Here is a 16,728-nt window from a genome sequence, read left to right on the forward strand (position 1 = left end):
TATTATCGCCGTACCCTGTTCTCTTTATATCTTCTCTGTTAAAAACCGTAACGAAGACCCAGCTGAATCTGCCACGGGTTACCGCCCGGCACTACTACACCTGAGTTCACGTTCACGTTATATTTATAAGTGGAGGTAACAGGATCGAAACCACCTAAAGAATAAATATTCTGTTTGCCCAGTAATTTACTGGTACCCCATTCTTTATTAAACATATTGGCGAGGTTAAAGAAATCGGCAGATGGCTCCAGGTACTGCTTCTTACCAAACCGGATCTTTTTAGCGATCCTCAGATCCCATACACCATAGAAACCATTTACACCACCATTTCTTTCTGCTACTTTCCCGCTGCTTCTGCGAATGTAATCTTTCACGCTTTCATCGGCTAAAGGATTATCTAAAATCGCCTGGAGATCGGTACGGATCTTCTGCGGCACATTGGCATTGTTCACGTCAAATACATAGGCCAGGTCGTTTGAGTTTACGAAGTCGCCATTCACGTTACCGCCTACAGCCAGTGAATAACGTGTACCGCCTATACCGGAATAACGCACACCTACATTAATTCCCCAGAAGGTGGGCAGTGTACCGTATACCACTACCTTATGACGGAACTGGTTATCGGAATAGCTCATGGTGCTGAGATTACGCGGATCGTCTTTTACCATCAGCGACAAAGTAGCGGTGTTGGCTACGTCGCCGTTATAGGAGGTATTATCTTTTGCATCGTTCCAGGTGTAGCTAACGGAAACTTCCCCGTCTCTGAAATAACGGAAAGTACCATCTACCACAAATGCAAACTGGTTCACTTTACCATCGCTGTTCAGTTCCAGCACACGGCCTACATTGGTGCTCTTACGGCCTTTGGTCCAATCGGTAGCGCCATTGGTTACGTTGATCGTAGATGCAGGCACATATACGCCGCGGTTACCTTCATTCGACAAACGGAAGAAAGGCTGATCCGCCATGTTACGATCTACATACATATAGTTGTGACGCGCAATAGTGGTGAAGAAAGTCACGCCCATTTTAAAGCGGTCGGAGAACAGGTGATTATAGGAGATGTTCGCTTTGTACACAACCGGGATCCTGGCATCTTTACCATTCATGTTAATGGTACCCTGGCGTGGCAGTCCGAGCTTATCGAACATTTCCTTACCCGGTGCGGTAGACGGATCTTTGCGGTATGCCGGAAAATCAGGAACGGGTACACCGGCGCCCTGTATATCCACGGTAAGTACTTTTGTACCATCAAACAGCATGTTGTTGATCATGGCATAGTTGTTTATGTCTGATCCGAAGATGGCCGCACCGAAGCGCAGGTAATCTGTATGCTTTTCCTTGATGTCCCAGTTGAACTGGATACGTGGCTGCAGCTGGAAAGTTTTCAGCGAGTTATCAGTGCTCAGTCCCAGCTCGTCATACACGGTTTGATTGAAGTTGGGTTTGTTCAGGTAAGTGGTATAATCGGCACGGAGACCGGCGATCATTTCAAAACCAGGGAACAGGTAGGTTTGCATCTGTGCGTATAAGGCGCCGCTGAGAATGTTCTGGTTCACGCTGGGATCATCTGCCAGTGCTACTTCGCGGGCATAACGGTAAGGTTTCAGGTTATTGAAATTATCCATACCGGTGAAATAAAAACGGCCGTTCATTTCACTGCCATACAGTGAGTTCATGTGACTATACATCACATCAGCGCCAAAAGTATAGTTTGCTTTATTGGTATTGTAATAAAGATTGTCTACCAGCTGGAATACGTTATTGTAGAAATGTTCCGGCGAGTAACGTTGTCCGCCGAGCTGGATGGAGGTAAACACGGATTTATTGTCAATGCTGGACTCCACTCTCTCCACGATAGCACGTGGAATATTCTGTGCAGGCAGCTGGCTGCCGGGTGAGCTTTCTTCAAAAGTATACAGGTGTTGCAGTTTCAGCTCATTCGTAATCCTGGGATTCACTACGGTACGCAGGGTAGCCAGCAAGCTGTTGTTGATGGCATGCGCATCTGCATATACTTCGTAGAGATTGATGGAGGTATTATCGTCACGGCCCAGCGGTGCGCGGTCGTTTACATAGTTATCGCGGATGGTGAGGAGGTTCCGTTCGTTGAGCTGCCAGTCGATACGTGCAAAAGCCGCATCTGTACCGCGTTTCTTATTAAAAGACCCGAACTGCGGCGTGGAGGCTACGCCGTATTTGCTGCGTGCAATACCGAGGTAGGTATCCAGTGTTGACTGTGTAACGTTGAACCGTTTTTCATCTGCCGGTGTTTTGATATCCGCCAGTTGCAGGGGGCGTGAATCGGCCTGGTGATCCCATGCTACGAAGAAGTGCAGTTTATTTTTAATGATAGGGCCGCCTAAAGAGAAGCCATATTGATAGGTGGAGAAGTCGTTCTGGCGCCTGTTACCGCGGGCGTCGTATTTGCTGGATAACGCATCGGCCCTTACGAAGGTGAAGGCGCTACCTGAAAAAGTGTTGGTACCTGATTTGGTTACCGTGCTGATGGTACCACCACCACTGCGGCCAAAGGTAACATCATACTGGTTGGTAACTACTTTAAATTCCCGGATGGCTTCCATTGAAATAGCGTATGGGCCGCCGATACGGGTGTTGGTGCCGCTGCTGGAAGTTGGGTTCTTTGCGGAGGTACCATCGATGGTGATGTTGGTAGAAGAGCCGAGCTGTCCTGCCAGGTTGCTTCCGCTGCTGAGTGGCGAAAGATCTATAAGACTGCTGAAGTTACGGCCATTCACCGGCAGGCGGGCAATATCCCTTGCCGTTACCGTGGTGGCTGCGCCAAAGTTTTCTGTTTTATTGCGAAGCGCTGCGCCCGACACCGTGATTTCCTTCATGGCTACCGCGGTTGTCTGCATCTGGAAGTTGGCGCGGATCACATCGCCCTGGTTGAGTGAGTACCCGGTGCGTTTTTGTTCGGCAAATCCCATCGCTGTTACCTGGATGGTATATGGTCCGCCGAGTGGCAACTCTTTAATAAGGTACTCTCCTTTGGCGTTTGAAATAGTACGGCTGCTAAAGCCGGTTGATTCGTTGCGCACCAGTACAGATGCGCCTGGAATCAGTTGTTTGGTATCATCAGAGACAATCCCTGAAATCGACGCCTGCGTTGTTTGTGCAAGCAATGGCTGCCTGATTATGCAGCATAATAACAGTACTGACAGAAGTGTGAAGATAGGTTTCATGAGCGCGAAAATATTACAGGATAATTTGAATATTAAGTGTTCACTGCATTCGTAACATAAAGTTCATATCCGGGAGGATATGCCTGCATCACACTACTCGGTCAAGTAGTTAATCAATAACGTGGGTCCTGTTCAACTGGTTCTTCTGAATGAGCGATATGGTTAAATGCTGCTCTCTGCAGGAATTAAGATACGCAAATAGTTGGGTATTCACCTAATTGCCAGTACTTTTTTTCGAGGATTTCGTGAACTGGTCCATCAACTCCATTGATAAAATAGCCTGCTCTGCGGAACAGGGATTAGCGCCTTTGCCGAGGAAATAGGCCGTTACCTTTTCTATCATGGGTTGCTGCACATGTTGCAACGGGTCAAAAATAAATTCTTCTGTATGTCCGTCTTTGCTCAATGTTATTTTACTGCCAAACACGGGGAAGCTGATTTTGCCGGATGATCCGGTTATTTCGCAACAGTCCTTCTGATCAGCGGGCGACACCGTAAAGCACCACATGCCATTAAACACTACGCCGTTTTCAAATAAGATATGCCCGGTTACCAGGTCATCAGCCTGGTTGACTCCCGCCTGGTTCGCGGCGATCCCGGCAGCGTGCTTTGGCTTTCCGAAGAAATAGATCATCAGGTCGAGCTGATGCGGGGCCAGGTCGTGAAACAGGCCACCACCGGAAACAGCGGGATCTATCCGCCAGTTGACCTCCGAACCTGCTATCAGGTTAGAAGCCGGCGGCTGCAGCATTTGCAGCGATACAAAACGGATATCACCGATGGCGTTATCCGCCAGCAGCTCTTTTATTTTTAAGAATACCGGCTGCTCGCGCCGGTAGTGTGCCACGCTTAATTTTACGTTGTATTTATCCGATGCGGCTTTCATCCTGATGGCCGATGCGGCATCCAGCGTCATTGGCTTTTCCACGTACACCGGTTTTCCTTTCGACAAAGCAAGGAGGGTATATTCCTCATGTTGCAAAGGCGGTGTGGCAATATATATGGCGTTGATCTCCGGGTCGTTGATCAGCTGTTCAGCATTGCTGTACCATTTGGGCACGCCATGCCGCAGGGCGTAGTCCTGCGCTTTTGCAGCATCTCTGCGCATAACCGCTGCCAGTGATGAATGCGGCACTTTGTTAAAAGCCGGGCCACTTTTGACTTCTGTCACATCTCCACAACCTATGATTCCCCATTTTATTTCTTCCATAATGATGTTTATAATTATGCAAATAACATAAATTCATTTTTTAAAACAGGGATATTTATTTCGATGGCTAAGTTAAAGCATGAATTTTATCAGCAGCACGAGGTGACGACCATTGCGAAACAATTGCTGGGGAAAATACTGGTTACAGATATCAATGGCGTTCGCACCGCTGGTATGATTGTGGAAACAGAAGCCTATGCAGGCAGCGGCGACCGGGCCTCGCATGCCTGGAATAACCGCCGTACCAAACGCACGGAAGTGATGTACAAGCCGGGCGGATTTGCGTATGTGTATTTATGTTATGGTATTCACTATCTTTTTAACGTGGTTACCAACATTGAAGATACGCCGCATGCGGTATTGATCAGGGCGCTGCAGCCTGTTGATGGTATAGAGGTGATGAAGCAGCGTTATAACAACAAGCCCTCCGCCAAACTCACTGCGGGCCCGGGCAGCCTCTGCAAGGCAATGGGCATCGATGCCGGCCTGAACGGGGAAAGCCTTACCGGGAAGAAAGTATGGATTGAATCCGGCAAGGATTTTCCGGAAGATGCGATTACGGTATCTACCCGTGTAGGCGTGCAATACGCCGGGGAAGATGCCTATCTCCCCTATCGTTTCAGTATTAAAAATAATGATTGGGTAAGCAAAGGGAAAGGCTTGTGAAGATCACTGCCCCATCTTCCTGTTAATTTTTCCTTCCAGTGAAGCGATGATATTCACACAATCTCCGAGGCGTGAATAAGCCGTGCTGCCATCCAGTGCCAGGTCTTTTTTAGTGACCTCCAAACCGCCCAGGAATGCTTCCAGGTAAGATAAATACTTAGGCTGGTCGCTGTATAAAGCATTGTAAATTTCTTCGTTGAGTTTATCTCCTTCCGCCTGGAGTTCAGGATTTACCAGGTCAGTTACCCCACGCAGTTTTTCCATCACCGCACTCATTTTTACTTTCAGCGCTTCCAGGTTATAGTCGTCTTTTTTACCGGGGGCAATATTATTCCGGAACAAACTGTCTGAAAGTGTTTTCCTGGCTTTGCGGTAATTATTCAATTCCTGTTTCAGGGCTTCCAGCTGTTGGTTCAGCTGTTCTCCTTTTTCACGTTTAAAATATTTATCGACGTCGTTATCCAGGTGTTTCACCCAGGTGAGCATGTGGAAGGTGATATCTGTAACGCCTGGTTTTCCCGATTGTGCCAGCACGCTGGCAGAAAAGAACAGCATACAGCAAAGCGCTGCCCCGGTGAGTACTTTTCGTAGTTTCATCATAATCGTTTAATGGCCTGTACCATTGAAAATAAGCAATTTTCTTTTATGTCCGGGAAAATGAGGATACTATCCCCCGGCGGCATAAGTTTCTGATTTTATATTATATTCGGTTTCGTGTTGTAAGTAATATATTATATTATACCTGGTGAATGCTTAAGAAGATTTGTTTTCATGCTGCGTTGCTCACTGTTCTTACCGGCTGCCTGTCATCCCCCGCTCCGTTGCGTAAGGGCAAGGTTTACATCGGCAAACAGGGCGACCAATACCAGTTATACCGCGAAGGACAACCCTTTACAATAAAGGGGGCAGCTGGTTTTGAAAATCTCCGGGAACTATCTGCGGCCGGTGGTAATACCATCCGTACCTGGGATACCTTACACCTCGGTAAGATACTGGACGACGCGTACGCCAATCATATAGCAGTGATAGCAGGTTTCCCCATGCCTGTCAGCGGATTTTTACCCTACTATAACGATACGGCTAAAGTAGCCACCCAATACACGGCTTTCAGGAACGTGGTAAACCGGTATAAATCGCATCCCGCATTGCTGATGTGGTGCCTGGGCAATGAAATTGATTTCCCCTACAAACCGCAGTACAACAGCTTTTACACGGCTTATAACCGCCTTTTGAAAATGATCCATACGGAAGATCCCGATCACCCGGTAACTACCGCGCTGATAAATTTCAACAAACGGTGTATTTATAACATCCGGTTAAAAGTGACGGGCCTCGACCTTATTTCGATGAATATTTTTGGTGAGCTGCATGACCTGCAACGCAACCTGGACAACTTTTCGTGGTTCTGGGATGGTCCTTTCCTGATCACAGAATGGGGTATCAACGGCCCGTGGGAGTCGGCGGCGTTCACCACATGGGGAGCGCCGGTTGAGTACAGCAGCACCCAAAAAGCGGAAGAATACCTGCAGCGTTACCAGGAGTACATGCCGGTGAAAGATCCGCGCTTCCTCGGCGCCTGCGTTTTTTACTGGGGCAATAAACAGGAAGTAACACATACCTGGTTCAGCTTATTTACAAAAGAGGGTGAAGCTTCGGAAACCGTAGCCGTGATGGAATACCTGTGGACCGGCAAATGGCCTCCTTACAAGGCTCCGGCATTAAAGTATGTATTACTGAACGGCAAAGGCGCCAGGGACAACATCTTATTAAATCCCAACAGCCTGCAAACCGCGGAAGTACTGTTACGCGACACCGCCGGTGGCCCCTTACGGATTACCTGGGAGATACTGGCGGAAGACTGGCACACCAAAAACCAGGACGAGCCCAACCTGCAGAAACCCGTTGCTTACAACAACCTGTTGCTGCCTCCGCAGGGAAATAAGATCACATTCCGTTCTCCTGTAAAAGAAGGACCTTACAGAATCTTTGCTACCGTTTCCGATAATAAAGGACATTTTGCTACCGCCAATACACCATTTTACGTAGTCAGTCGATGATAGATAGACCATCACCTATTTTACCACCTTCGCGCCGGGAACGCTTTACGCTACGGCTCATGATCCTGCTGGGCGCCTGCAGCATGATTTACCTGCTGTATTGTCTCTTAAACAAGGCGCAGATAGGTTATGCTCCTTTTTACTGGATCCTGATGGCTGGTCTTGTTTTTAACTGCCTCACGATACTCCACGAATGGTATCACTATTTTTCCATTTCAGTACCGGAAACGCCGGAAACGCAACATCCCTTTACGGTTGACATCTTTACAACCTTTTGTCCGGGCGAACCCTATGCCATGATCGTGGAAACGTTAACGGCTATACAGGCCATCACCTACCCGCATACTACCTATCTCTGCGATGAAGCCAACGACCCTTACCTGATTGAAGTATGTAAACAGCTGGGCGTAAAACATGTAACAAGATTTACCCGTGAAGATGCCAAAGCCGGCAACATCAACAATGCCTTGAAACAGGCTACCGGGGAGCTCTGCGTGGTGATGGACCCGGATCATGTTCCTTCGCCGGACTTCCTCGACGTAATTGTATCACATTTCAATAACCCCGAAGTAGGGTTTGTACAGATTGTTCAGGCATACAGCAACCTGGGCGACAGCCTCGTGGCCAAAGGTGCGGCCCAGCAAACCTTCCAGTTCTACGGCCCTATCATGGCCACCATGAATAGTTATGGCACCGTGCTGGCCATCGGCGCTAACTGTACCTTCAGGAGAGCCGCGCTGGATTCTATCGGTGGGCATGCCAGCGGTCTTGCGGAAGACATGCATACCGCTATGCAGCTGCATGCCAAAGGCTGGAAATCGGTGTATGTACCGGCTGTACTCACCAGGGGCCTGGTACCGGCCACCATGTCGGCCTATTACGCCCAACAACTGAAATGGGCGCGTGGCACCCTGGAATTACTGGTTACCTCCTACCCGAAATTATTCCGGTCTTTTACCTGGCGGCAACGCCTGCACTACGGCACCATTCCCTTTCATTATTTATCCGGCATTGTTTTCTTTATAAATTTCCTCATCCCCGTTCTCTCCCTGTTTACCGGGCTGATACCTTTGCGGGTAGACTTTATCAACTTTGCCATGCTGGGATTGCCTACCGTTACGGCAATTATCCTGATCCGTCATTTTGTACAACGATGGGTGATGGAAGAAACAGAAAGAGGCTTTCACGTGGTAGGCGGACTCCTGCTGATCGGTACCTGGTGGATCTATATCCTCGGATTGGTGTATACCGTTATCCGGAAGAAGGTACCGTATATTCCCACTCCTAAAGACGACAGCGGAGCTGATAACTGGCAGCTGAACATACCTAATATATTGGTGCTGCTTACTTCACTGGCGGCGATTGTTTACGGATTGTCGTACGACTGGAATCCCTATTCCCTTGTGATGGCCGGCATCGCTGGCGTGAACTGCCTGATCATGATGTTCAATATTATTGCCAGTCTGCGCCTGCGCCGCCTGGCGGTAAAATATCATTGGCTAAGGATCGTGCTCATATACCCGTTACTGTTAAAGAAGCAATTATGGCTTTTCCGGCATCTTCATTTATATGCTGCCTTCCGTAAGCTGGGGTTGCCCTTACTCCTGGCCATTGTTGTGTTAACGGGGTATATGATTCGAAGCAATCCCGAACCCGCTGCTGTTGTGCATCCGCCAACACAAAAACAAAAAACATTTTACACCGGGATATTCAGTCCGGATGAAGCAAACGGTCTCACTGCCATTCAACAGGTAAAAGACTACCAGCAACAGTTTAACGCCCGCTTCAACATCATATCGTTGTATCTGCCTTGGGGAGATGCGCCGCAATGCAACTTACCCGACTCGCTGATAGCCGCCATTTACAACAACGGATCGCTGCCCATGATCACCTGGGAACCCTGGACCTCCCTGTTTGAAAATGCGGCACTGCATAAAGAACAAAAGGTGTTTGCGCGCATCAGCGCAGGCGCTTTCGATGAATACCTGCTGAGGTTTGCTGCCCGGATTAAATCATTGAACCGGCCGGTGTACCTTCGTTTTGCGCATGAAGCGGATAACCCCGCCTATCCCTGGTCGCAAACCGGTAACAACACACCGGAAGAGTTCAAAGCCGCCTGGAGATATGTATATGACCTCTTTCAACGCAATGGCGCCGGCAATGTTATCTGGGTATGGAACCCCTGGCGCGCTGCTGCGGCAACGGAATATTTTCCCGGAACATCGTATGTCGACTGGATTGGGGTGACGGGGCTTAACTATGGACCGCAAAATGAAAACGGGCAATCCTATGCTTTCCGGGAATTGTATGCGCCGTTTCATCAGCTGCCGGTATTCCGTTCCGGCCTGCCCGTAATGGTAGCTGAAATGGGCTCGCTCGCCGCCGCCGGCAACCAACAGCTATGGCTAAACGATGCCTTTAACGCAATTGATCATTCCTTCAGTGAAATACACGCCTTCATACTATTTAACAGCGACCAGGATAAAAACGTATTACGCCCCGTTGCAGGAGACAAGCTTAACTGGAAATTACAGGAGCCTGGAAAAGTATTTGCTGCAGCAGAAAAGTATACCCGTATCCGTGAGTCCGGGAAAACAATCCCTTACGGCAATATCATCGCAACGCCGCCATCCGGCCGGGTAACGGCTGCCATACCACTGCCGGACAGCATCCGGGGAATAAATTATCAGAAAGGAGAAAACTGGTTCAGGAATTTACACGCGCTTACCCGCCGGGAGATCACCAGAGATTTCGCGGGCATGAAAGCACTTGGCGCCAATACCATACGCCGCTTTGGCCCTGGTGTATACGACAGGAACATCCTGCATGTGGCAAAAGAACTGGATATAAATATTCATTATGGCTTCTGGATTCCTGCCATAACAGATATGGATAAAGATGCGGCCATGCTTTCTGATCTCCGGAAAACCATCCTTCACCGGGTAGCAGCACTGAAACACGACCGCAGCATAGTAGCCTGGAACATCGGCGACACTGTATGGCAGCAGCTTTCAAAAGAGTACTTTAAGCCGGAACTACTTTATCAGCAACAAAACTTTATCACCTGGCTCGGCAACCTGATGACCGCCATTAAGGCCATAGATGCTACCAGGCCACTGACAATAGATGTAGCTATGAACAGCCACATAGCCGGCGACCTGGAAATGCTGCATCAGCAGTTACCACAGGCAGATGCATTCGGCATTGTGATGGGGAACGATACCACCGGTTTGTCGCAACTGGCATCCGTCACCCTTCCCCATTATTTCAGCCAGATACCGGTAGCGGCTTATGCCCACCTGCCAGGGAACCGGCAACCAGCTTTCATTACCAGCTGGCAGGACCTGGAAACACGGGACTACGTGACATTTGATGGCCTCACCGACCATTGGGGAAGATATAAATCATCCTTCTACCAGCTGGGATACTTATGGAGCAACACCTTCCGCGAACCGGCTATTCCGAGAATCCATATACTACGACCGGCCAGAGCCACCTATCCGGACGACCGGCTCACCTATCATGCACTTATTTACAACAACAATGAATGGAAACCCGCTGCTAACAACTCCGGTGTAAAGCTTGAATGGTATCTTGTAAAAACAGATGGTGATGGCAACAACATCTTTTTAAGAAAACTGGGCACGGGCGCCTTCATTACTATCTCCATACCAGAAAATCCGGAACACTACCGGTTGTACCTCGAAGCCGTGAAAGATGATCATGTGGCTACGGTGCAATCAAAGCTGAATACGCCGCTCTAACGTGTAATTATTACCACTTGTAAAGTTTATTATAAATAACATAGTACTATGTATTGAATAGTACCATGTAATAATCTATCTTTGTACCAGACAAGCCGTCATTCTATTACATAAACAATTTCCCTAATGAAAAAACAACTTATAGCCGCCACCCTGGTACTGGTAAGTATGCTCTCCTTCCGCAGCATATCCGTGGCACAGAACAACGATCAACAACTGTCTGCCGTCATACTGCATAACGATAGTCTTTTCTGGCAGGCGTATAATAATTGTGACGTATCAAAAATGATGAGTTACTTCTCGGAAGACATAGAATTCTATCACGACAAAGGAGGCATCACGCTCGGTATACCCGCTTTGGCGCAATCATTTGAAAAAGGAGTTTGCAGCAACAGGGATAGTTTTACTTTAAGAAGAGAAGTGATCGACAGCAGCACCAAAGTATTCCCGCTCAAAAAAGATGGCGTGATATACGGCGCCATACTTACCGGCAGCCACCTGTTTTATGTACAGGAAAAAGGAAAGAAGGAACGTGCAGAGGGACTCGCAAAATTCACTCATCTGTGGCTGCTGAAAAACGGTAGCTGGAAAATGACGCGGGTACTGAGTTACGACCACGGTCCTGCGCCTTATATCAATAAAAGAAAGGCCCTTACATTACCGGCTGATGTACTGCGTAACTACGCCGGTAAATATAAAGGCCCGCAAACCGCTGCTATGTATATAAAGGCGGAAGCCGGATCACTCATTATGCAGATAGGCGATAAAAACTTTTCGCTTTATGCTGAGAAAGAAAATCTCTTCTTTTCGAAAGACCGTGACCTCACTTTTGAGTTTATAAAAAAGGGAAATGAGGTGATGAAACTGATCGTACGTGAACGCGATGAAATAGCGGAAGAATTACAACGGGATAGCCAGGGGACGGACGGGCGCGCCACTGGCGCCTCTCAGCTTTAAAGGCTGCCCGATAAAAACAAACTCCTTTATCTTTGCAACAGACAATTCTTCGAGATACAACAACTCAATAAACATCACGCCTTTTTGTGCGAGCAGGTAAGTATGCCCCGGCAACCAGTTTTTATCGTTGCCGGAAGGCATTACCTCTACGCTCAGGTTATCAGCGCCCAGCGTCATCACCCCTTTTTCTTCTATCAGCCATTTTATGGCTTCCATGCTCATGCCTGGTGTGTTGCTCATGAACCGTTCCGTATCGGTGTAGAAATATTTCATGAGTCCTGTTCTGATCAGCACAATGTCTCCTTTTTGAATGCCGAGGTGTTGCGCTTGTAACAGTTGCCGTAGCTCTGCCAATGTGATCACGTAGTTTCCGGGAAGCACCTCCACGCCTTTCCAGGCGGGAATGTCGATCAGCACAGCCCTTCCGATAATGGGCGGAATATTTTCTGCCCCACCTTTATCCCAGCCACGGTCGCCCAGGTGTTCATCTGCCGTGTATCCGTTCCAGATCCTGCCATTCAAACCAAAGTGGGAAAGTGCGTCGATGTGTGTGCCGGTATGCGTGTACATGGATACGGCATCACCGGTATAGCTTACTTTCCTGTTCATCTCATCGCCCTGTTTGGTAACGTTGCCAACAACAGTACCGCGGGGTGTATGTGTAAGCCAGTATTGATAGGGAGGGTCGCCCAGGGCAGTGAAGCCGGGCATTCCCGTAAAGTATTCCACACCGAGATCATAAACTTTCCCCGTTCTTATCCTGGAGAACAGGGAAAGATTATTACTGTCGCTCATCATATTCAGTGTGCCAATTTCGTCTGATTTTCCCCAGGGACTGATCCCTGCCTGTTCCGTTGCATGCGTGTTTTGTCCTGCTGCGGTGATGGCTCCTGCTAATGGCATTACCAGCAGTAACTGCTTATACCAGCTGTACCTGTTTCGTGTATTCATCTTCGTTAGTTTTTATGTTACTCACACAAAAGTAAAGAGGATGATAACCACGCCACAGGTACAATGCGGGGATTGTGCTGTAATTTCAGGGGTATGTTATTACCAATAATATCCGTGATGATAATAATGATGATGATGACGCGGATAATACCCTGGCCTGTCGCGCACAACCAGGCAACTGCTTAACCCGGATATGAGTATAACTGTAACGATAAGATATTTTAACGTTCTCATAATGACAAAATTTGAATGTGTGATGAATAGATGGAAGTTAAGCGACTGCAGGCGGTTTAAGCTTCTTGTTCATCTACCATAAATGATAAAACTATGCCAGAGTGATGGGAGAACTGTTATCTATTGTTAACGCGTTATTGATACCGGGTTACACGAGGCTGTACAACGCTTCCCTGTTGAATCCCTGCAGTTCGCCCAACCGGTTTTCTTTTACTTTTTGCACCCAGTAAGGATCTGTAAGAATAGACCGTCCTACTGCCACCAGGTCAAATTCGTTATCGTCCATCCTGCGCACCAGGTTTTCGAGAGATGCGGGCGCGGAATCCTCTCCCCGGTGCAATGAAATAATATCTTTATCCAAACCTACAGAACCCACGGTGATAGTGGCTTTGCCGGTAAGCTTTTTTGCCCAGCCGGCGAAGTTCAGTCCTGATCCTTCAAACTCAGGTTCCCAGAAACGGCGTGTAGAACAATGGAAGATATCGATTCCTGCATCTGCCAGTGGCGTTAACCACGCAGCCATTTCCGCCGGCGTTGCGGCGAGTTTACTATGCAGATCTGTAAGATGCCATTGCGATAGCCGCATCATAACAGCAAAATCATCTCCCACCTGCCTGCGTATTTCTTTGGTGACTGCTATGGCAAACCGGCTGCGTTCTGCCAGTGTTTTACCGCCAAAAAAATCGGTCCGTGTATTGGTGTTGCTACGGAAAAACTGGTCGATTAAATAACCATGCGCGCCCTGTACTTCCACGCTGTTAAATCCCATGCGTCTGGCATCGGCGGCGGCGCGGCCAAAGGCCATGATTGTATCTGCAATAGCTGCGTCGGTCATGGCGATACCATTGCCTGCTCCGGAAGGCCCTTCAAACGGCGCCGGCGGCAGCCATCCGGATGCGTGATTTTCCTGGATGCCGCAATGCCAGAGCTGTGGCGCCATCTGGCCACCGGCAGCCAACACACTGTCGATCACCTGCTGCCATCCGGCCAGCGATTCCTCTCCATAAAACCTGGGAACATTGGCTTCATTTGCCGAAGAAGGCCGGTCGATCACCGTGCCTTCCGAGATGATGAGGCCCACTTCTCCTTCGGCCCGCCGTTTATAATAACCCGCTACGTCGGCGGCAGGAACGCCGCCCGGAGAACACGACCGGGTCATCGGGGACATTACAAAGCGATTCTTTGTATGCAATGATTTCAGGGCGAATGGCCTGAATAAGCTGCTGGTATTCATACTGCGTTGTTTATATCCTATGACGATCGACATCGCCGGACGGGGACAACGCGTTTATTCTTCCTGATATAAATCTTATACGTGGTAAGTATGTGCGATGATTCCTTTCGGGAAAACCTTTACCTCTGCCAACTTCAGGTAAACCGGTGTTTTCAGCGCGCTGAAGATGGGCAATCCCGAACCTAGTGCAACGGGATGAACAGCCAGGTGATACTCATAGATGAGCCCTGTTGCTATGAGTTGCTGCATAAATCCTGCGCCGGGCAATTGTTCCGGTCTTTCTGGTTGCGGACTAAAACGCTCAATATTCGCTGAACAGTGTATTGATCTCTCCATAAGGTTTTGCTTCCTCCGCATAAGCGAAGGTGCCTTTATGCAATATTTCCTCCGCGGCCCGGAACATGGCGCCATAGGCAGCTCTTATCAGGGAGGAGCCAAGGCTTACACGTTTTACGCCCAGGTCTTCCAGCTGCTGCAATGAAAAGTTGCCACCGGAAAGTCCCATCACCACGTTTACAGGACGGGGCGCTACGGCTTTTACCACAGCGGTTATCTCCTCCGGCGTTTTCAGTCCGGGGGCAAACAGCACATCGGCACCGGCATCTGCAAAAGCTTCCAGCCGCTTTATGGTGTCTTTAAAATCGGGGCGGCCATAGATGAGGTTCTCTGCTCTTGCGGTGAGTGTAAAAGGATAAGGTAAAGTCCGCGCTGCCGCCACAGCAGCCTTCACGCGCGCTACCGCGAGGTCGAATGGATAGATCGGATCATCCGGCTTACCCGTGGCATCTTCTATAGAACCTCCTGCCAACCCGGCTTTTGCCGCAAGCAGTATCGTTTCGGCGCATACGGATGGATCATCGCCGTAACCATTTTCCAGGTCGGCCGCCACGGGTAACGCAGTGGCGTTAATAATGTCCCGGACGTTTTGCAGCGTTTCCTCCCGGGTAACGGCTGCGTGGCCATCGGGTTTACCCAAAGAAAAAGCGAGGCCGGCGCTGGTGGTAGCCAGCGCTTTGAATCCGAGTGATTCCAATACCCTTGCGGAGCCTGCATCCCAGGGGTTGGGAGCAATAAAAATACCGGAACGCTGGTGGAGCGCCTGAAAGGCTTCGGCCCTGGCGCGTAATGAGTTGTTTGCTGATGGTTTCATATCGGATATTTACGGGGGTAAATATAGTAACTCCTACTCTCCCAGCATGTGTGCTAATATGGCCGCACATTTTTCACGGCAGGGAGCGTAAAAGTGACCATGCTGCCAGTAGTCTGATTTAGGCGATTGCCCCCACCAGAATTCAGCCAGCGCCAGTGGCTCCATTGCATGCCGGAAAGCGTATTGCAGTAACTTCGGCGCTGCGCATTCGCCAGCGCCGGCGGGTGGCTTACCGGAGGGCGTGTGCTCAAAAATCTCGATTAAGCTTTTGGATGTCCCGGCTTTATTCAGGAAATGATACTGTTCAAAAATTTTATGTTGCAGTGCAGTAGAATGATTTTTCCGTAATATTTTGAGAAGACGGACCTGTTCTGCGCTTGCGTCATCATCAAACGCTTCCAGGATGCCGATTTCTTCATTGATTGCTGTGAGTTTCAGCATGCCGGTATTCACAAACCCGCCGGGTTCCAGTCCGTCGAAAATGGGCGGCACAAATTTCGCGTGGTGGTTGCCACCCGCTAATTTGCCGGAGAATGCCGCCAGGTAGCCCAGCTTATTATCTTTCGTTCTTACAATCAATACGCCGAACATCTTCCCGATAATTGTGCCTGCCGCATTACCCGGTAAACCAAAATTATGCTCCCACTCCTGCTGTTGCTGCAAATGTGCCTGTAAATGGCCTGCTGCCAGCAGGCAAAGCGGATGAGGCGCATCGTTCAATGAAAAGGTAAGCCCTGCAGCTAATTCATTAACAGCTGTTGACTCGTCGAAAGGGCTGAACACAGACGGCTCATAAACCACACTATCCATTACCAACGTTGTGAATTTTAATATAAAAAGCTTCAGAAAAAATCTGAAGCTTTTTATTGATGTCCCTGAGGGAATTATATATGTCTTATAATGTGGCTTTCCGGGGATCGTTACCCCGACCGGCTTCACCTGATCAGACCTAAAAAACTTTTAATCGCCGCAAAGGTACTAAAATACTGGTCGTTTCTGCTATTTTGTCACGCCGGGTGGTTACTTCTCCCATACTTCTCCGATACTTCTTGGATACTTAGGAGTCGTCTATGTGTCGTATTCCCTATACAGTTCCCATACAGTCCCTATACTGTCCCCATACTCTCACTATACTGTTCCCATACACTCCCCATACTCTCACCATACACTCACAATACACTCCCCATACACTCCCTATACACTATGCCAACTTTTGGACCGGCGGTCTAGTCCTGGTATAGGTTTACACTTTTGTTAGATAATCCTGTTTGAAGTTTACAATATAAGTTTTTAGTCCTA

Annotated in this window: 12 protein-coding genes; 4 read left to right on the forward strand and 8 right to left on the reverse strand. The window is 48.7% G+C overall.

Annotation, left to right across the window (positions count from 1 at the left end; translation table 11 throughout):
* Positions 1-38: 38 nt before the first annotated feature.
* Positions 39-3,206 carry a TonB-dependent receptor gene (locus tag V7S65_RS30625; protein WP_336389249.1) on the reverse strand — a complete coding sequence of 1,056 codons (3,168 nt, stop codon included), beginning with the start codon at positions 3,204-3,206 and terminating at the stop codon, positions 39-41.
* 214 nt (positions 3,207-3,420) lie between these two features.
* Positions 3,421-4,416, reverse strand: a complete 996-nt coding sequence (locus V7S65_RS30630) for a Gfo/Idh/MocA family protein (protein WP_336389248.1) — start codon at positions 4,414-4,416, stop codon at positions 3,421-3,423.
* 63 nt (positions 4,417-4,479) lie between these two features.
* Here V7S65_RS30630 and V7S65_RS30635 point away from each other — a divergent pair, with 63 nt between their 5' ends.
* Positions 4,480-5,082, forward strand: coding sequence for a DNA-3-methyladenine glycosylase (locus V7S65_RS30635; RefSeq protein ID WP_336389247.1), 603 nt, complete (start codon positions 4,480-4,482; stop codon positions 5,080-5,082).
* 3 nt (positions 5,083-5,085) lie between these two features.
* Here V7S65_RS30635 and V7S65_RS30640 read toward each other — a convergent pair whose 3' ends face one another.
* Complete coding sequence (locus V7S65_RS30640; RefSeq protein WP_143313730.1) at positions 5,086-5,679, reverse strand: hypothetical protein; 594 nt, start codon at positions 5,677-5,679, stop codon at positions 5,086-5,088.
* Positions 5,680-5,831: 152 nt separating this feature from the next.
* Here V7S65_RS30640 and V7S65_RS30645 point away from each other — a divergent pair, with 152 nt between their 5' ends.
* The 3 genes from V7S65_RS30645 (at position 5,832) to V7S65_RS30655 (ending at position 11,860) form a co-directional block, all read left to right on the forward strand.
* On the forward strand, positions 5,832-7,139 hold the full coding sequence (locus V7S65_RS30645) for a hypothetical protein (RefSeq protein ID WP_336389246.1): 1,308 nt from the start codon (positions 5,832-5,834) through the stop codon (positions 7,137-7,139).
* The gene (locus V7S65_RS30650) at positions 7,136-10,903 is read left to right on the forward strand and encodes a glycosyltransferase (protein WP_336389245.1); all 3,768 of its coding nucleotides are present in this window, start codon (positions 7,136-7,138) and stop codon (positions 10,901-10,903) included. The genes V7S65_RS30645 and V7S65_RS30650 overlap by 4 nt, the downstream gene beginning before the upstream one ends.
* 126 nt (positions 10,904-11,029) lie before the next feature.
* On the forward strand, positions 11,030-11,860 hold the full coding sequence (locus tag V7S65_RS30655; RefSeq protein WP_336389244.1) for a nuclear transport factor 2 family protein: 831 nt from the start codon (positions 11,030-11,032) through the stop codon (positions 11,858-11,860).
* Here V7S65_RS30655 and V7S65_RS30660 read toward each other — a convergent pair.
* The 5 genes from V7S65_RS30660 to V7S65_RS30680 form a co-directional block, all read right to left on the reverse strand.
* On the reverse strand, positions 11,804-12,811 hold the full coding sequence (locus V7S65_RS30660) for a cyclase family protein (RefSeq protein ID WP_336389243.1): 1,008 nt from the start codon (positions 12,809-12,811) through the stop codon (positions 11,804-11,806). The genes V7S65_RS30655 and V7S65_RS30660 overlap by 57 nt on opposite strands.
* A 382-nt stretch (positions 12,812-13,193) precedes the next feature.
* Entirely contained in the window at positions 13,194-14,279 is a 1,086-nt protein-coding gene (locus V7S65_RS30665; RefSeq protein WP_079472922.1) for an NADH:flavin oxidoreductase, read from the reverse strand.
* Between the two features lie 75 nt (positions 14,280-14,354).
* Complete coding sequence (locus V7S65_RS30670; RefSeq protein WP_336389242.1) at positions 14,355-14,615, reverse strand: dihydrofolate reductase family protein; 261 nt, start codon at positions 14,613-14,615, stop codon at positions 14,355-14,357.
* Positions 14,581-15,429, reverse strand: coding sequence for an isocitrate lyase/PEP mutase family protein (locus V7S65_RS30675; protein ID WP_336389241.1), 849 nt, complete (start codon positions 15,427-15,429; stop codon positions 14,581-14,583). The genes V7S65_RS30670 and V7S65_RS30675 overlap by 35 nt, the downstream gene beginning before the upstream one ends.
* A 33-nt stretch (positions 15,430-15,462) precedes the next feature.
* A complete protein-coding gene (locus V7S65_RS30680; RefSeq protein ID WP_336389240.1) occupies positions 15,463-16,239 on the reverse strand; it encodes a pseudouridylate synthase in 777 nt (258 codons plus the stop codon).
* Between the last annotated feature and the right edge of the window lie 489 nt (positions 16,240-16,728).

It is taken from the genome of Chitinophaga sp. CCNWYY40 (genome assembly GCF_037483205.1).
GTDB lineage: Bacteria > Bacteroidota > Bacteroidia > Chitinophagales > Chitinophagaceae > Chitinophaga > Chitinophaga ginsengisegetis.